The sequence below is a fragment of the Enterococcus gallinarum NBRC 100675 genome (assembly GCF_001544275.1).
GTDB classification, from domain to species: domain Bacteria; phylum Bacillota; class Bacilli; order Lactobacillales; family Enterococcaceae; genus Enterococcus_D; species Enterococcus_D gallinarum.
Genome location: NZ_BCQE01000012.1, coordinates 1 through 18,258, shown reverse-complemented (window position 1 = coordinate 18,258; position 18,258 = coordinate 1). Strand labels below are relative to the sequence as shown.

Genomic DNA, 18,258 nt, shown 5'->3' with positions numbered 1-18,258 from the left:
GTGGGTCATTTTTTGTTTATTCTTTGCCCATTTTTTTGGAAAATCAGCAAAAGAACAGCGTTAGCTTTGTTTTAAATCCAAAATTGTTTCCTCAGGCGTTACATAATAAGTCGTCTGGTTCTCATAAATCACAAAGCCTGGTTTTGCACCATTTGGTTTGCGAATATGTTTGACTTGTACCAAATCCACAGGTACTTGTGCGGAGTGGCGATATTTCGAGAAGTAGGCAGCTAATTCTGCGGCTTCCAAGATTGTTTCTTCGCTAGGCGAATCCGACCGAATGATCACATGAGACCCGGGGATATTTTTTGTATGGAGCCAATAATCTGTTTTACGTGCCGTTTTTAAAGTTAACTGATCATTTTGCAGATTGTTTTTGCCTACCAGAATCTCCGTTCCGTCAGAAGAGAGAAAACGTTCCGGCTGCGAGGGAGATTGTTTTTTCCGTTGTTTTGTCCGATTTTTGACATATCCTTGGGCAGCAAGTTCTTCGCGAATCGTCAAAAGGTCTTTCGGTGCGGCAATTTCCAACTGTGCTTCTACTGATTCTAAATAGGCTATCTCATCTTTTGTTTCAGCAATTTGCTGATGAATCAGTTTGACAGCATTTTTCAGCTTTTGATAACGCTGGAAATATTTTTGCGCGTTCTGGTTGGGTGTCAAGGCCGGATCTAAGGCAATTTTTATTGGTTTGTTCTCATCATAGTAATTGGCTAATTCCACTTCGCCTGCACCTCGAGGGACTTGCGCCATGAAAGTCGTTAAAAGCTCGCCTTTTTGTCGGAATTCTTCCGCATTCTCAGATTCTCGCAAAGTTTGCTGTCTTTTTTCTAGCTTGTGCTTGTTTCGCTTCAGCTCATTGTCGATTTTTTTCAGTAATTCACTGCCTTGCTGTTTTACTCGGTCACGGTCAGCTTTTTCATGATAAAACGCATCAAGCAATTCGCTTAGACTCTGGTAAGTTTCCTGCCAGTCCGCTCGATCCATCAGTGAATGAAAGGGGACGGGAGTAAAGAATTCTTTGTTCCCGGATTTTAAGTAGGTCGGAACAGGATTCGCTAGCTCGGCAAAAAATTCTTCCCAAACGGTTACTTTTTCATTTGGTCGTTCTTTCAGACGAGAAATCAGCTCATCTGCCGTATCCCTGCCAAATCCTTGAAAAGTTTGCTGCAAGACTTTGGGCGACAATTCTTCCAGACGAGACAGCATTTCAAAGACTTTTGTTTGATTGAGTGTATACGGATCAACAGTGTCTTGTTTTGGCGGAGCAACATAAAGGGACCCTGGCAGCAAGGTACGATACGTATTTTGCGAATGACCAATGTGTTTGATCGTATCAACGATTTTTCCGGTGGCCCGGTTCATTAAGAGAATCGTACTATGCCTGCCCATCAACTCAACAATCAAAACAAAGTTTTGTAAATCGCCTAACTCGTCACGACGAGTAAAGTGGAAATGAACTACCCGATCATTCGCAACTTGTTCAATCGTTTCCAGAATCGCGCCATCTAAATACTTCCGTAACATCATCAAAAATGTTGGGGGTGTTTCTGGGTTGGTATAGGCAGCTTGTGTACATTGAATCCGAGCATAGCTCGGATGGGCAGATAGCAATAATTTGTGATTTTTCCCTTGAGAACGGATCACGAAGATCACTTCGTTCTCATAAGGCTGGTGAATTTTATTCACTCGACCGTTGACGAGTTCATTTTGTAATTCCTGAACCATCAAGTGGGTAAAGATGCCATCGAAGGACATTTGTTTCCCTCATTTCTGTTTTATCAAACTTTTTTCTCATTCAATTTTTGAGGTCAAGTCATTTGACCGATAAAGGTAAGTAAAATTAACGAATCCAGATTGAATCGAGTAGTTCTATTATAACGAAAAGAAACCAGAAAGACCAATCTTGATCCAAGTAGGACATACCCCATCAGATTTAGGATATATTGAAGCATTCACTAAGAATCAGTTTTATTGTTTTGTGCATCCTTTAGGGCTTTTTCAATCTCCATATTCAAGAAATAGGAAATGACTGTTCGAATGACTACGACTACTGCTAAGCGGACGATATCGGCAAATGTCGGATGGATGATGGTCTCAATGATATCTGCAGCAATCAAGATCTCCAAACCAAGCAAAACATAACTGCCGAGAAAATTTCGAATAAAATTGTTTTCTCTGGCCGCACTCATACGGTCTTTCGCTTTTATTTCAAAACGAATAAAATCAAAACCAGCTTTCACAACTCCCCACACAAGCACTAAAATTGAAAGCAGATTCAGACAAACGACGATTAAATCTAAAATGGGGATTGCATTATCCATTAAAAGTTCAGCAAGATCAGCCATGACTAACTCCTTTGGTTTTTTCTCTATCTTATCGAATTTTACTTAATATGGGAAGTTATATGGGAAGTTTCTTGACGCTCCAAAGACATCTTGCTAGTATAAAGATAAGGTTGATGGCAGATGAAAAGGGCGGGGGTTAGGATGGAGCGATTCGAGAATTTTTTTCAGTTGGTAAAAGAGAAGATACGAGAAAGCTGGGAAGCTTTTGTCCAAAGTGTCTACCAAAATCAGCGTAAGACAATGTATTATTTAGGCACGGGTATTCTACTTGCTGTGCTATTTGCTGTAGTGATTATTACTTCTCAAACGAGGATCAAAACATCGCTGATCCACAAGATGGCTTTTGAAGAATTGCCTTCTGCTAAGATCGAACCATTAGAATATGCAGAAGCAGATCAGACGATCCGTGACACAAAAGCTATTTCTGTGATGTTTAGTAAACCGAATGGGGAAGAGTTGGCAGAAGTGTTTCAATTGTTTAAAGATAAAGAGAGTGAAATGAATCGATCCGTGTACTATTATCCGATCGTATATGATACGCAGTCTTTTTTAGATACATACGGTGTAAAAGCAAATGAGATCACCTTTGTTTTCTTTGAAAACGGACAAGAGAAAAATCGTTTTACTTATCAATCACTTAAAGATCCTGCAGAAGAATTTATTCCTGAATTGAATCGGTTACCAATGTGGAATATACGCAAATTAGCAGAGTAAGAAAAAATCTGACAATTTGAATAAAAGTTATTGACGTTCTTTTATCAATACGCTAAACTAAGTGAAACAAAGTTAATCAAATGGAAAAAGGAGGAGCTAATATGAGACTATTTCACGCATTGCAATCAAATTCATGGCAAAACTGGCGTAGATAGTTGTATTGGTGGACCTCAATCCATAGATACAACTTTTTAGAGAACCTTCTAAAGTGCTGTATCTATGCTGGTAAATGAATCTTTCACCGCATAGAACGATTAGTCTATGCGGTTTTTGCTTGAAGCAACTGCCGGATTGTCGGCAGTTGCTTTTTTTAGTTCTCAAGTATAAACAAAAAAAATGAGAAAAAAGCGAGGAGAGTTAAAAATGAAAAACAAAGGATTAATTGCTGCAGTTATTGTTATTTTTGGATTTTTATTGGCGGCTTTTGGGTACCAAATGGGGGCAAAACAAACAGGAGAATCCGCTGAACAATCTACGGATCAAACAGCAAAAAAAGAACACAAAACGGTCGGCATTCTACAATTTGTCAGTCATGAAGCACTCGACGAAATCACTCGAGGCGTCAAAGAAGGGTTAAAACAATCGGGTTATACCGAAGGAGACAATTTAACAATCGAATTTCAAAATGGCCAAGCGGATCAAAGTAAATTAGCGACCATGAGTCAGCAATTGCTGAACAAAGGCGCTGATGTATTAGTAGGGATAGCAACACCTGCTGCCCAAGCATTGGCTAATACTACTAAGGATGTACCAATCGTTTTAGGCGCGGTGACCGATCCGGTTGGGGCCAATCTAGTAGCTGATATGGATAAACCTGGAGGAAATATCACTGGTGTATCAGATAAAACGCCGGTAGCTACTCAGTTTGAATTAGCTCAAGAATTGATGCCAGAGGCAAAATCAGTCGGTATCTTATATTCTTCAACAGAGGATAACTCCAAGTATCAAGCGGCAGAGGCAGAAGCGGCCGCAGAAAAATATGGCTTGACGTCAAAAAAATATGCAGTTCCTTCAAGCAATGAAATTGCTCAGACGGTACAGGTGATGGCAGAAACCGTCGATTTCATTTTTATCCCATTGGATAATACGATTGCCAATGCGATGCAGACGGTTGTCGGAGAAGCAAACAAAACGAAAACACCCATCATCACCTCTGCAGAAACGATGGTGCAACAAGGTGGTTTGGCGACTGTGGGTCAAGATCAATTTAGCTTAGGTGTCCAATCAGGTAAAATGGCAGCTGCAATCTTAAAAGGGGAATCTGATCCAGCGACAACCCCCATCTATACCTTCAAAGATGGCGATACGGTCATTAATGAAAAGCAAGCTGAATTTCTTGGCATCACTATTCCAGAAGCACTCAAAGAAAAAGCCAGACTCATTTCTGACGAAGCGACCGAAACAACATCAAGCACAGACTAACCATTGAAACTACTGCTCTTAAAAGGGTTATAGCAATGTTAATTAACGTTTCATAAAGAAACAAGAAAAAATCTATTGCTTTTAAAGAGTATGTGTTCTGACAGAAAGAAGTTTCTGTCAGAACAGGGTTGTGGAAGACAGATAGAAAAACAAGTAACGAGGAGGAAAAAAAATGATCGTTTCAGCGATTGGGCAAGGATTCCTTTGGGGGATTCTTGGGTTAGGTATTTTTATGACTTATCGAATTTTAAATTTTCCAGATATGACTACTGAGGGCTCTTTTCCTCTTGGCGGCGCGGTCTGTGTGACTGCTATCACGCAAGGTGTCTCACCGATAGTAGCTACTCTTTTAGGGGTAGGCGCGGGGATGTGCGCCGGATTAGTAACTGGTCTTTTATATACGAAAGGCAAGATTCCAGTAATTCTAGCTGGAATCCTTGTGATGTCGGGACTAAATTCAGTGATGCTGTTTGTGATGCGCTCGCCAAATCTTTCTCTATTGAATCAACCAAAAATCCAAGATTTCTTCACGAAGCTAAATTTGCCTAATTACTTTGATACTGTGTTGATCGGATTAGTGATGGTATTAGTGATCGGGGCTATCTTGCTATTCTTTTTCCATACCAATCTTGGGCAAGCCTATATTGCTACAGGAGACAACGAGCATATGGCTAAATCACTAGGGATCAACACAGACACTATGAAGATCATTGGCTTAGTTGTTTCCAATGGAGTGATTGCATTATCTGGGGCATTGATCGCCCAAAATGATGGTTACGCAGATGTTAGTAAAGGAATCGGGGTCATTGTAATAGGGTTAGCATCTATTATCATCGGTGAAGTATTATTTGGCGAACTAACATTATTGGAGCGGCTCGTAGCGATTGTTGTGGGCAGTATCATTTATCAGCTGTTGATCCTATTTGTGATCAGAGCTGGCTTTGATACTACTTACTTAAAAATCTTTTCGGCGATCGTCTTGACGCTTTGTCTATTGATCCCACAATTCAAAAATGCACTGCACTTGCGGACGGGTTTCGAAAAGGAGGATGAATGATGTTAACGATCAATAAAGCAACCAAAATCATTGGCAATGGTCCTCATGAAAAGAAGACGCTCTTACAGAAAGTAGATTTAAAACTGCAACCAGGGGAATTTGTGACTGTAGTCGGCGGCAATGGCGCTGGAAAAAGTACATTGTTTAATTGTATATCCGGTTCACTGCCACTTACTAGTGGTCAGATCTTGATCGATGACCAAGATGTCACGCAGTTGCCAGAAGAAAAAAGGGCTGCTTACTTGTCAAGAGTCTTTCAAGACCCTAAAATGGGCACTGCGCCGCGAATGACCGTCGCTGAAAATCTGCTGTTGGCGCAACGTCGTGGACAGAAAAGGAATTTGCATTTGCGTCAATTACAAGCACAAAAAGATGTTTATTATCAATTATGTCAAGAAGTGGGCAACGGGCTCGAACAACATTTGGATACACCAACAGGAAATTTATCTGGTGGGCAACGCCAAGCATTGAGTCTCTTGATGGCAACGATCCAGACCCCAAAGTTGCTGCTCTTAGACGAGCATACGGCGGCATTGGATCCGAAAACGTCTAAACAGTTGATGCAAATCACTGCAGATCGAGTGGAACAACAACAGTTGACTTGCTTGATGATCACTCATCGTATGGAAGATGCTCTAAAATATGGCAACCGATTGATCTTGCTTCGTAAAGGGCAGATCGTGAAAGATTTATCCGCAGCAGAAAAAGCGCAACTTCGTTTGCATGATCTATTACTATTCTTCGAAGACGACCTTTAGAAAACCGAATCTACCAGTGAAAATCGCAGAAAAAAATAAATGAAAACCAGTGAAATGAAAAAAATAAGAAAAAATCATTGACAACTTTCAAAGTTCAACCTATACTTAGGACAATCTTACATCAGTTTGGAGCGAACAATCATGAAACAATTGCAAGCGAACCCCTCACAACTGAATAAATATTACTTTAGCTATTTTAGATAGGTTTGTATTCATGAAAGACATGGGTACAAACACTCGTTTGTATCTATGATGGCTAAGGCATTTCGTAATGACTTTAAAGCCACGTAGATCGTAAAATCTATAGTGGCTATTTTTTATATTCACATATCAGCTGATATGTAATGTTTGAAGGTGTTCACTGTAGATTCTATCAATTTACAGTGGACATCTTTTTTTGTTGAAAGGAATGAATAGGATGAACCAATTAATCACTGGACACACCCGTTTAGCAGCGTTGTTTGCGAAACCTGCCAAACACAGCATCTCACCAGCCATGCACAATTTTTCTTTTGAAGATCAAAAAGTGGATGCTGTCTATCTGGCTTTTGATGTTGAACCAGAAAATTTAGCAGCAAGTATCCAAAGTATTCGTCAGCTTGATTTGTTAGGAGTCAATTTATCGATGCCGCACAAAATGGCAGCTGTTCCTTTAGTCGATGAATTATCTCCTGCCGCAGAACTGATTGGTGCTATCAATACAATCGTCAACCACAAAGGTCATTTGATCGGTCACAATACGGATGGTATTGGATTTATGCGAGCGCTAGGAGACATCGAAGTCTCGATTATTGGCGGTACCATGACAGTGATCGGCGCTGGTGGAGCTGCTACAGCAATTATTAGTCAAGCTGCCTTAGATGGGGTAGAAACCATTCATGTTTTTAATCGAAACGATGAATTTTATCCAGTGATTGAAAGCAAGCTGCAACAAATCGCTGCGGCTACTACTTGCAATATCACACTTGGGGATCTAGATGATCAGCAAGCATTGGGTCTCGCAATCAAAGAGAGCCAATTGCTAGTAAATGCGACTGGTGTTGGAATGAAGCCGCAGGAAGATGCCAGCCCATTAAAAGACCGCGGAATGTTACGAGAATCGTTGGCAGTTTATGACGTGATCTATAATCCGCGAGAAACACGGCTGTTGCGTGAAGCAAAAGCCGCGGGAGCAAAAACAGCCAATGGATTAAGTATGTTGCTTTACCAAGGCGCGGCGGCTTTTGAGCTATGGACTGATAAAAAAATGCCAATTGAGAAAGTCAAAACACTGATTGAAAAAATGTAAAAAAACTAATAACTATGAAAGTAGGAAGAAAAAATGATCGTAATTATGAAACCAAATGCCACTGCAGAACAAGTAGAAGTTGTTGTGAAACGAATCAAAAAAGAAGGATTAGATGTACAGGTCAATCAAGGGAAGGAACAAATCGTCATTGGACTCAAAGGAGATACGCGTCTGATCCAAGATGTCGCTTTTCGCAGCTACGATGGTGTGGAAGACGCAATTCGTATTTCCAATACGTACAAATTGACTTCGCGGGAATTTCATCCGCAGGACACGGTTGTTGATGTGGATGGTGTCAAAATCGGAGATGGACATTTCGTAACAATGGCTGGCCCATGTTCGATCGAAGGATTAGAACAAATCCGTGAATGTGCACGGATCGCCAAAGCTGGCGGTGCTCAAATCTTACGAGGAGGTGCTTTCAAACCTCGGACCTCTCCTTACGCTTTCCAAGGTCTGGAAGAAGAAGGGCTGAAATACATCCGGCAAGCTGCCGATGAAACAGGGATGAAAGTTATCACTGAAGTAATGGACGAAGGGCATATCGATATGGTTGCGGAATACAGTGATATTTTGCAAATCGGTGCTCGTAACATGCAGAATTTCAAACTATTAGCGGCTGTCGGTAAAACAGGAAAACCTATTGGCTTAAAGAGGGGAATTTCAGGAACAATTGATGAATGGTTGAATGCTGCAGAATACATTGCTGTTCAAGATAAAAGTGAAGTGATCTTCATTGAACGGGGAATTCGAACATACGAAACAGCAACGCGGAATACATTCGACCTTAGTGCTGTACCGATCATCAAAAAGTTGAGTCATTTCCCAATCATCGTTGATCCTAGTCATGGGACAGGTATCTGGGATCTAGTTCCGCCAATGGCTAGAGCTGGGGTTGCTGCGGGCGCAGACGGCATGATCGTTGAGATCCATCCAGATCCGGCAAATGCTTGGTCTGATGGTCCTCAATCATTGAACGAAAAAACTTACATGAATATGATGAATGAAGTCCATATCATGGAAAAAGCGATGAAAGAAATCAAAGCACTGCAAAAATAATCGTCGCTTTGCAACTGAGAGTGACAGCTATTTGAGAAGAAATCAAGTCATTGTGAAGTCTAAAAAAAGGAGTGTATCATTTGATGTTACACATAAATTTAGCAGAACATTCGTATGATATTGTCATTCAACGAGGTGCCTTTCAAGAAGTAGGGAAATGGGTCAAAGGACTTTGGCAACCTCAAAGGATCGCGGTGATTACGGATAGTAACGTTTCACCAATCTATGGACAAGTCATTATTGATGCGCTTACTCATGAAGGATTTGCAGCAAAATTACTTGTTGTTCCAGCGGGAGAAAAGAGCAAGTCTCTTGAGCAAGCGACGATTCTTTATGATCGATTAGCAGAACTTGGGTTGACCCGAAGCGATGGAATAATTGCGCTGGGCGGCGGAGTAATCGGTGATTTAGCAGGTTTCGTGGCTTCGACATATATGCGAGGAATCCATTTTCTGCAGATTCCCACGACTTTATTGGCGCAAGTAGATTCTAGTATTGGCGGCAAAACAGCTGTCAATACTGGAAATGCTAAAAATTTGGTCGGAACCTTTGCCCAACCCGCTGGTGTTTTGATCGATCCAGAACTTTTACGATCATTACCACTTTATCGCGTACAAGAAGGAATTGCAGAGATCATTAAGTCGGCAGCAATCGCTGATGACCAGCTATGGCAAAAACTAGCCGAATTGCAAGATGAGGCGGCATTATTGGACCATGCAGAACAAGTGATCACTGCGGCTTTAACGGTCAAACAAAAAGTTGTCGAGGAAGACCCTTTCGATCATGGCAGTCGCTTGATGTTGAATTTCGGCCATACCATCGGACATGGGCTAGAAAAAACAGCAGCGTTTGAAATCAGCCATGGTGCAGGAGTAGCAATCGGCATGGTGATGATCACCCAACACGCGGAGTCCATCGGATTATCTCCAAAAGGAACTACGGCCCAATTAATAGAAATGATCAGCAAGTTTCATTTGCCTACTCAGCCAGAATCACTTGACAAAGATCAGTTGTATCAAGCGATCACTCATGATAAAAAGGCCCGAGGAAACCAATTGAAGATTATTTTGTTAGAAAAAATCGGTCAAGCGAAGATCGTTACGATCCCTACAGAAGAAATCAAAAATTATTTATAAAAAAGAGAGGAAGCGACGGATGATGCGTTATATTACAGCAGGTGAATCCCACGGACCTGAATTGACCGCGATTATTGAAGGACTACCAGCGGGATTACCCCTAACAGCAGCAGATATCAATCACGAACTAGCGAGAAGACAAACGGGTTATGGCCGCGGCGGTCGCATGCTGATTGAAAAAGACCAAGTCCGTATTACTTCCGGCATCCGACATGGAAAAACATTAGGGTCGCCTGTGACATTGGTTGTGGAAAATAAAGACTGGAAAAATTGGACGAAAGTGATGGCAATCGAGGAAGTTCCTGAAAAGGATCGGAAATTACGACGAGTGGCTCGGCCTAGACCGGGACATGCAGACTTGGTCGGCGGCATGAAATACCGTCATCAGGATTTGCGCAACGTCTTAGAGCGTTCCTCTGCACGGGAAACAACCATGCGAGTGGCCATTGGTGCAATTGCCAAAAAAATCTTAAAGGAATTAGGGATTGAAGTGGCTGGCCATGTGACAATGCTTGGCGGCATCAAAGCAGCTATTCCTGATGGTTTGACTGTTCAAGAAATTGCCGAGCGCTCCGAAGCATCTGAAGTTCGGGTGTTGGATCCTTCTGTCGAAGAAGAAATCAAGCAATTGATCGACCAAACCAAGAGAAATGGGGATACGATTGGTGGTGTCGTAGAAGTTCTAATCGGGGGTGTCCCCGCTGGTCTAGGCAGCTATGTGCAGTGGGATAAAAAATTGGATGCCAAAATTGCGCAGGCCGTGGTTAGTATCAATGCATTTAAAGGTGCTGAATTTGGTGTCGGATTTGAAGCAGGAGTCTTACCCGGTTCGCAAGTGATGGATGAAATCCTCTGGGATCAGCAAAAAGGATACACGCGTCGCAGCAATAATTTGGGCGGATTTGAAGGAGGAATGACAAATGGAGAACCGATTGTTGTTCGTGGCGTGATGAAGCCCATTCCAACATTATACAAACCGTTGCAAAGCGTTGATATCGATAGCAAAGAGCCCTACAAAGCAAGTGTTGAACGTTCAGATAGTACGGCAGTACCTGCAGCCAGTGTGGTTTGTGAAAATGTCGTTGCTACAGTAGTAGCCAATGAAATACTCGAAAAATTTCCGAGTGACTCCTTTGAAGAATTACAAACAGCTGTCCAAGAATACCGTGACTACTTGCTTCATTACTAAAATTCATTACTAAAGTAGTGGGCTTTATCCCACTACTAAAAAATATCTTGAAAAAAGGAAATGAGGGACATTCCAATGTCACAAAAAATCATGATCGCTGGTCTAGGATTGATCGGTGCTTCGTTAGCAAAATGCATCAAAAAAGCTGTTGCTGACAGCTATCTGATTGGCTGGGATCATTGTGAATCGACCAATGAAATTGCCATACAGTCACAGATTGTTGACTTCGTGCCAGCTTCATTTACTGAAGGAGCGATCCAATCAGATATCATCATTTTGGCACTTCCGGTGGAGATCACGAAAGCTTATTTGGCTGAATTGGGAAGAGTAACTTTAAAGCCAAATGTGTTAGTAACGGATACTGGTAGTACAAAAGCAGAGATTGTTCAATTTGCGCAGCAATTCTCCTTTGATTTTATTGGCGGTCATCCTATGGCTGGTTCTCATAAATCGGGTATTTTGGCAGCAGATGAGAATTTATTCGAAAATGCCTACTACATTTTTACCCCGACTACTAGCAACCGCATGAACGAACTGCAGCGATTGTTTCAAGGGACCAGAGCAAAATACGTCGAATTGGCACCAAACGAGCATGATCAAATCACTGGAATGCTAAGTCATTTACCTCATATTATTGCTTCCGGGTTAGTCAATCAGGCGAATACGTTTAATCAATCACAGCCTAGGGCTCAGCAACTAGCCGCAGGAGGGTTTCGGGACATCACTCGCATTGCTTCTTCCGATCCCCGCATGTGGACAGATATTTTATTAAGTAATCGACAGGAGCTTTTGCAGCTAATCGCAACCTGGCAAAAACAAATGGAGCAAGTATCACAGTGGTTGCTGACCAAAGATGAAAAAGCAATATTCCGTTTTTTTGAAGATGCTAAAGAAACAAGAGACCATTTACCTATCCACCAAACCGGAGCAATTCCAGCGTTCTATGATCTATTGATCGATGTTCCGGATCATCCGGGTGTGGTAGCAGAGGTCACCCAGCTGTTAAGCACGGGCAATCTCTCATTGATCAATTTAAAAATTTTAGAGACGCGTGAAGATATACTCGGTGTCTTGCAGATTTCTTTCAAAAGTCAAAAAGAGCTGCAGCAAGCCCAGCAGCTGATCACTGAAAATACGACCTATCAATGTCGGATAAAATAGGAGAACAATGATGAAACTACTTAAAGCTAACCAGCTAAGAGGCACACTGACAGTCCCCGCAGATAAATCTATTTCTCACCGCAGCATCATGTTTGGCGCATTAGCAGAAGGGACGACTACGGTTCGTAATTTTTTAAGAGGGGAAGATTGTCTTAGTACCCTTCACGCTTTTCAAGAATTGGGAGTTCCCATTCAAGATGACGGCGAGACGATCACGATCACTGGTCAAGGGTTTGGCGGTTTGAAAGCTGCTGAAGGTCCTATTGATGTAGGAAATTCAGGCACAACGATTCGTTTAATGATGGGTATTTTAGCCGGGCAACCTTTCACGACTACTTTACTGGGGGATGATTCGTTGAATCAGCGACCAATGAATCGAGTGATGTTGCCATTGAATCAAATGGGTGCGAGACTTAACGGCAGCAATGAAAGTGAGTTTCCACCGATTACTATTCAAGGTACGCGCGCTTTAAGCCCAATCGATTATTCTATGCCTGTTGCTAGTGCACAAGTCAAATCAGCGTTGATTTTTGCCGCATTGCAAGCAGAGGGTACCTCGCGAATCGTCGAGAAAGAACCGAGCCGCAATCATACGGAAGAAATGATTCGTCAATTTGGCGGTGAGATCATGGTTAAAGGAAAGGAGATTCAAGTTACAGGTCCCCAATCCTTTATTGGACAAGAAGTGATTGTACCAGGAGATATTTCTTCAGCTGCTTTTTTCTTAACTGCAGGAGCTGTTTTACCTAATAGTGAAATCACGCTAGAAAATGTCGGGATTAATCCGACGCGAACAGGAATTTTAGATGTGCTGGAACAAATGGGTGCGCAGATTTCACTAACAGCGATCGATCAGAACAATCAATCAGCTACGATTACTATTCGTTCTTCTGTATTAAAAGGAATCGAGATCCAAGGCGCGATCATCCCTCGACTCATTGATGAATTACCAATCATCGCTTTGTTAGCTACACAAGCTGTCGGCCAAACGGTGATTCGTGATGCTGAAGAATTGAAAGTCAAAGAGACGAACCGAATCGATGCGACCGCAGAAGAATTAACGAAACTGGGAGCAGATATCACGCCAACGGAAGATGGACTGATTATTCATGGTCCGACACCCCTTCATGGTGGCAACGTGTCCAGTCGCGGCGATCATCGAATTGGTATGATGCTGCAAGTAGCTGCTTTATTGACGCAAGAAGATGTGGAATTAGAACAGGCGGAAGCAGTAGCGGTCTCCTACCCCCACTTCTTTGAGGATCTCCGCCAATTAACTGGAGGTGATGTTGAATGAAAGGAATCGTTTTGATCGGTTTCATGGGTGCTGGTAAAACAACTATTGGTCGCTTGTTAGCAGAGCGATTAGAGTTGGCACATGTTGATTTTGACGATCTGATCGTTGAATCGATCGGCATGACGATCCAAGACTATTTTGATCGTTACGGGGAGGCCGCTTTTCGAGAAAAAGAAACGGAGATTTTGACTCATTCATTAACACTTGATCAAGTGATCTCTACTGGCGGCGGCATCATCCTAAAAGAAGAAAATCGGCAACTATTGCAGCAATTTCCGAAAGTCATCTATTTAAAAACGGAGCCAGAAGAATTGCTCGATCGGTTGAAAAAGGATACGGTCAATATTCGTCCGCTTGTCGTTTCGAAATCGCCGGCAGAAATCATTGATATTTATCGTCCAAGAATGCCACTATACGAAGAAAGTGCGACAGTAGTGATCGATACCACCCGCAAATCTCCAGCAGAAATCGTGACTGAAATCATTCAAAAAGCAGGTGAATAAATGAAGATTGGTTATCTAGGCCCAAAAAACTCCTTCACCTATCGAGCCGCCTGTGAATCTTTTTTAAATGAAGAAATGGTTCCTTTTGGATCGATCCCATTATGTATTCAAGCATTAGTAGCAGGGGACATCCAACGAGCGGTAGTCCCCAATGAAAATTCATTAGAGGGTTCGGTTCATGCGACAATCGATACACTTTTCCGACAAAAGGAACTGATCATTGAACAAGAAGTGATTTTGCCTATCAACCATCAGCTACTGACCATTCAGTCAGGACAGCCGATTTCCAAAATCATTTCTCATCCACAAGCTTTGGCCCAATGTACGGAGTTTTTGCAACATAACTTTCCAGATGTTCCAATTGAAGCGGTGGCATCGACGACTACCGCTGCCGTCTTTGTCGCAGAGCATCCAGCGGAGCCGGTAGCTGCCATTGCTTCCAAAGAAGCAGCCCATGCTTATGGTCTATTCATTCAGGAAAAAAATATCCAGGATACGACTAGCAACCAAACTCGTTTTTGGATCTTGCAAAAAGACACAAACGAATCGGGCGTTTTCCATGATAAGGCAACGAAAGCCACAATCTATGTGACCTTGCCTACCAATCGACCAGGTAGTCTGCATCAGATTTTGGCTGCTTTTGGCTGGCGCGGCATTGACTTGAGCAAAATCGAATCCCGACCATTAAAAACGAGTCTAGGTGAATATTTTTTTGTGATAGATTTAGTGCTGAATCAGCCTTGGGCCTTGATTGAGAATGCCTTAGAAGAAATCAGGATGTTAGATTGTAATGTCCATCTTCTAGGTACGTATGCTGTGAAGGAAATAGGTGAAGGAAATGAAAGAAAGGAAAATCATTCCTTGCGAGGATGCTGATTTATTAGCTAAACTTTATCAAAGTGTTCAAGAGGTCCATCATCAATTGATACCTAACGTTTTCAAATCCTTTGACTACGAGGCATTCCGCGACTTGTTACAGGATTTGCTTGCCACAGAAACGCATCATTTTTTTGTAGCCTGGCAAAAACAACCTTGCGGATTTATTCATCTAAAAGAGATTGAGTTATCGGATACACCGCTGATGGTCTCTCAACGTCGACTTGAGATCGAAGCGTTATCGGTTGAAAATGAATACCAGAAGCAAGGGGTCGGTGAAACCTTATTGACCTATGCCGCAGATTTTGCTCGAGAAAAGCAGTTTGCAACCCTCACTCTGAATTTCTGGGCCAAAAACCAAGTGGCCGATTTTTACCAACGAAATGGTTTTCAAGTTGAACGTTACAGAGCATGCAAGATTTTATGAGCCGTTTTTCATCCTTCTATCAAAAAGTTGCTAGGAAAATCTTAAAATTTAAAAAAATAGCTTTCTTTCTTTTTTTCGTAAGGTATTCTTATAAGAAAGAAAAGCTTTTTTTATTTGGAGGAAACTGTTCTATGAGTCGGATGGACCGCAACAAAAAGTTGCATGAACAATTAGCGAAAGAAGAGCAACGAGCTGCTCATAAAGAAACGATCTTTGCTCGTCGAGAAACAAAATCTGTGAGAAGACCTCAAAAGGAAGAGGAATATTCAGCAGAAAACGATTTTGCACAACAAAGGGAGAATGACCAAACAAGTCAGAAGCGGTCTTCTGGCAATCATTCGTCAAAAAAAACTACCTTTCAGCGGCCGAATCTGTTAACTGGCAAAAAAACCAAGGCAAAGTCCTTTGGTGAACAAAAGGATTTCGGCAACAATGGTCAGTCAGTTAACAAGAAGCAAGCGAAACAAGATCAGAAAGTAAAATCAAAAGAAACTAAACGTAAGAAACGACCTGTTTTGCGTTTCATCCTGTATGTACTAGTGTTTGTACTTGCCTACTCGATCGTGGCTTTTGTGGCAGGGCAGCAAGTGGCCAAAAGCGATGCACAAGTTTCAGAGACGGAAACGTTTAATGGTGTAGCATCTGCGAATGGAGCAAAAAATATTTTGCTTTTAGGAAGCGATAGCCGTAAAGGCGAAACTGGTCGTGCAGACACGATCATGGTGCTGCAATTGGATGGCCCTTCAAAGAAACCGAAGTTGCTCTCTTTCATGCGGGATACGTTAGTCACGATTCCGGGATATGGAGAAAACAAGATCAATGCAGCTTATGCATTTGGCGGTGCAGAGTTAGTTCGGCAAACGTTAGCTGAAAATTTCGGAATCCAAACGAATTATTACGCCAAAGTAGACTTTCAATCTTTTGAAAAAGTGATTGACACCCTTTTTCCTAGTGGTGTACCGATTAACGCTGAGAAAGATATGAGTAAAAACCTTGAAGTCCCTATCAAGAAAGGGCAACAGAATATGAACGGTTTAGAATTATTGCAATATGCGCGGTTCCGTATGGACGAAGAAGGCGACTTTGGGCGTGTGCGTCGACAACAACAAGTGATGGATGCTGTGTTTAATGCCATGAAGAATCCTTTATCCATCGTTAAATTGCCATACGCAGCAGGGAAAGTCCTAGGGTATGCTTCTACTAATCTGCCAGTTAGCTTCTTGCTGAGAAACACATTTTCGATTGCCAAAGGCGCAGGGGGCATTGATCGCTTAACTGTTCCTGTCGATGATTCTTGGCAGTATGGCTCAACCTATGAAGCAGGAAGTGTGCTGGTTATCAACTTTGATACCAATAAACAAGCCATCGAAAGTTTCTTAAATCAGTAAGTTTAACTGAAAACTTTTTGAAAAGAGTTTTGAAAGCTTACTGGTTTATGCTATATTATTAATGACGTTTGAAATATGTTGAAACGAGGAAAAGAAATGAAATTAGCCGTTGTTACTGACAGTACAGCTTACTTGCCTGAACGCATCCAAGATCACGCTGACTTGTTCGTTATCCCAATACCTGTTATTTTAGATGGAAAAAGCTATAACGAAGGGATCGACATTCAACCAGATGAATATTACTCTTTGCTGAAAAACAGTAAAGAATTTCCTAAAACTTCTCAACCTGTCCTTGGTGAAGTGATTGCATTATACGAAACCCTTGCCCAGAAAGGTTATGATACGATCTTAAGTATCCACCTTTCTAGCGGCATTTCTGGCTTTATCAATACGTTATATGGTATCAAAGATGATATCAAAGGCGCGCGGGTTATTCCCTATGATTCTAAAATCACCAGCATGCCAATGGGACATATGGTAGAAGCTGCGTTGGATCTGAACCAACAAGGCAAAACCATTGAAGAGATCGTGACCCACATCGATCGCATCCGCGATAATACGTATGCTTATTTGATTGTAGATGATTTAAACAATCTTGTGCGAGGTGGACGTTTAACAAATGGTGCTGCATTGATTGGAGGGTTATTGAAGATCAAACCGATCTTGACTTTTGATGAAGGAAAAATCGTGCTTTATGAGAAGATTCGTTCCAGTAAAAAAGCCTTTAATCGCGCAGAAGACATTATTGGTCAAAGAGAATCAGAAATCGCTTACCCAGTGAAATTCTATGTGATCCATGCCAATAACTTGTCTGTGGCTTTAGAGGAAAAGGCAAAGCTGCAAAAGAAATACCCTGATGCCGAAATCGAAGTGGGTCATTTTGGTCCTGTGATTGGATCTCATTTGGGTGAAAAAGCGATTGGGATTGCCATCGCAGCGCAATAATAAAAGTGAGTTATTTATTCCTATGCAATTATTTGATTTTTATGAAAATACCTATGTTACTTAGAAGCTTGTCAAGCGTTCGCTTTTGCTGGTTTCTGGTCACATGGGTATTTTTTTGCTATAAAAGCATCTTGCTTGTTTATCTGATTCACCCTGACTATACTTAATCCAATTACTACTTTAGTAAATTACTAAACAGGAGGATGGAAAATGAAAATACCAGAAAACTTAAAACACAAACCCGTCATCAAAGTGGAAGACTATGATACAGTAGACGGACGCTATGCTCTTCATACAGATGCGAAAGGCTTGTCGTTGGGTCTGGCACAATGGAATGATCGAGGAAAAGTAGATATCTCAGGGAAAGTATGGCGGTACACGGGGGAAAAGTGGTCTCGTCAATCAGAAGAACTCCCGTTATCACGGATTCTTGACTTAGCGATCCTTGTCGCGCAATCTAGCCTCTATTTTCAAGATGCCTATCGTCATGAAAAGTTTTATGATCCAGAAAATCCACTCATCGATATTATTGGACTGCAAGGAAATCGGATGACAGTAGAAGTTGATACAGACAATCCTAAAATTGATGAGGATATTCTATTGTTCTATGATGCCTTACAAAAAGATGGTGAATTGATTGGCGAACGTTTTCGAATTTTAAATCGGTTGTTAAACGAATTGGGCTATTAA

General features: G+C 41.7%; 18 protein-coding genes. 16 read left to right on the top strand and 2 right to left on the bottom strand.

The genetic code is table 11. From position 1 onward, the window contains the following. Window positions 1-60 precede the first annotated feature (60 nt). Both efbA and EG2_RS08035 read right to left on the bottom strand, forming a co-directional pair. Window positions 61-1,758: a fibronectin-binding protein EfbA gene (gene efbA, locus EG2_RS08040; protein ID WP_060814290.1), complete on the bottom strand. Its 1,698-nt coding sequence runs from the start codon at window positions 1,756-1,758 to the stop codon at window positions 61-63. Between the two features lie 200 nt (window positions 1,759-1,958). Next, window positions 1,959-2,348 carry a DUF1622 domain-containing protein gene (locus EG2_RS08035; RefSeq protein WP_003126597.1) on the bottom strand — a complete coding sequence of 130 codons (390 nt, stop codon included), beginning with the start codon at window positions 2,346-2,348 and terminating at the stop codon, window positions 1,959-1,961. A 141-nt stretch (window positions 2,349-2,489) separates the two neighbouring features. On the opposite strand from EG2_RS08035, the gene EG2_RS08030 reads away from it, so the two are divergent. From EG2_RS08030 to EG2_RS07955, 16 genes are all read left to right on the top strand, one after another. Continuing rightward, window positions 2,490-3,062 (top strand): hypothetical protein, encoded by a 573-nt coding sequence (locus tag EG2_RS08030; RefSeq protein WP_060814289.1) that lies wholly within the window; start codon window positions 2,490-2,492, stop codon window positions 3,060-3,062. Between the two features lie 363 nt (window positions 3,063-3,425). After that, entirely contained in the window at window positions 3,426-4,484 is a 1,059-nt protein-coding gene (gene trpX, locus EG2_RS08025) for a tryptophan ABC transporter substrate-binding protein (RefSeq protein ID WP_060814288.1), read from the top strand. 172 nt (window positions 4,485-4,656) lie between these two features. Beyond that, the gene (locus tag EG2_RS08020; RefSeq protein WP_060814287.1) at window positions 4,657-5,541 is read left to right on the top strand and encodes an ABC transporter permease; all 885 of its coding nucleotides are present in this window, start codon (window positions 4,657-4,659) and stop codon (window positions 5,539-5,541) included. Next, entirely contained in the window at window positions 5,541-6,299 is a 759-nt protein-coding gene (locus tag EG2_RS08015) for an ABC transporter ATP-binding protein (protein ID WP_060814286.1), read from the top strand. The genes EG2_RS08020 and EG2_RS08015 overlap by 1 nt, the downstream gene beginning before the upstream one ends. A 418-nt stretch (window positions 6,300-6,717) precedes the next feature. Continuing rightward, window positions 6,718-7,587, top strand: a complete 870-nt coding sequence (gene aroE, locus EG2_RS08010; protein ID WP_082709539.1) for a shikimate dehydrogenase — start codon at window positions 6,718-6,720, stop codon at window positions 7,585-7,587. A 33-nt stretch (window positions 7,588-7,620) separates the two neighbouring features. Further along, window positions 7,621-8,646 (top strand): 3-deoxy-7-phosphoheptulonate synthase, encoded by a 1,026-nt coding sequence (aroF, locus tag EG2_RS08005; RefSeq protein WP_003126590.1) that lies wholly within the window; start codon window positions 7,621-7,623, stop codon window positions 8,644-8,646. A gap of 83 nt (window positions 8,647-8,729) precedes the next feature. Beyond that, window positions 8,730-9,782 carry a 3-dehydroquinate synthase gene (gene aroB, locus EG2_RS08000; protein WP_060814285.1) on the top strand — a complete coding sequence of 351 codons (1,053 nt, stop codon included), beginning with the start codon at window positions 8,730-8,732 and terminating at the stop codon, window positions 9,780-9,782. A gap of 22 nt (window positions 9,783-9,804) precedes the next feature. Beyond that, entirely contained in the window at window positions 9,805-10,971 is a 1,167-nt protein-coding gene (aroC, locus tag EG2_RS07995) for a chorismate synthase (RefSeq protein WP_060814365.1), read from the top strand. A gap of 75 nt (window positions 10,972-11,046) precedes the next feature. Next, window positions 11,047-12,132 carry a prephenate dehydrogenase gene (locus EG2_RS07990; RefSeq protein WP_060814284.1) on the top strand — a complete coding sequence of 362 codons (1,086 nt, stop codon included), beginning with the start codon at window positions 11,047-11,049 and terminating at the stop codon, window positions 12,130-12,132. A 10-nt stretch (window positions 12,133-12,142) separates the two neighbouring features. Further along, the gene (gene aroA / locus EG2_RS07985) at window positions 12,143-13,429 is read left to right on the top strand and encodes a 3-phosphoshikimate 1-carboxyvinyltransferase (RefSeq protein WP_060814283.1); all 1,287 of its coding nucleotides are present in this window, start codon (window positions 12,143-12,145) and stop codon (window positions 13,427-13,429) included. Then, a complete protein-coding gene (locus EG2_RS07980) occupies window positions 13,426-13,932 on the top strand; it encodes a shikimate kinase (protein WP_060814282.1) in 507 nt (168 codons plus the stop codon). Before aroA ends, EG2_RS07980 begins: the two co-directional genes overlap by 4 nt. Next, entirely contained in the window at window positions 13,933-14,808 is an 876-nt protein-coding gene (gene pheA, locus EG2_RS07975) for a prephenate dehydratase (RefSeq protein WP_060814281.1), read from the top strand. Then, window positions 14,771-15,235 carry a GNAT family N-acetyltransferase gene (locus EG2_RS07970; RefSeq protein WP_060814280.1) on the top strand — a complete coding sequence of 155 codons (465 nt, stop codon included), beginning with the start codon at window positions 14,771-14,773 and terminating at the stop codon, window positions 15,233-15,235. Before pheA ends, EG2_RS07970 begins: the two co-directional genes overlap by 38 nt. A 131-nt stretch (window positions 15,236-15,366) precedes the next feature. Continuing rightward, window positions 15,367-16,623, top strand: a complete 1,257-nt coding sequence (locus tag EG2_RS07965; RefSeq protein ID WP_060814279.1) for an LCP family protein — start codon at window positions 15,367-15,369, stop codon at window positions 16,621-16,623. A gap of 96 nt (window positions 16,624-16,719) precedes the next feature. Continuing rightward, entirely contained in the window at window positions 16,720-17,568 is an 849-nt protein-coding gene (locus EG2_RS07960; protein ID WP_005473140.1) for a DegV family protein, read from the top strand. 210 nt (window positions 17,569-17,778) lie between these two features. Continuing rightward, a complete protein-coding gene (locus tag EG2_RS07955) occupies window positions 17,779-18,258 on the top strand; it encodes a DUF6530 family protein (protein WP_060814278.1) in 480 nt (159 codons plus the stop codon).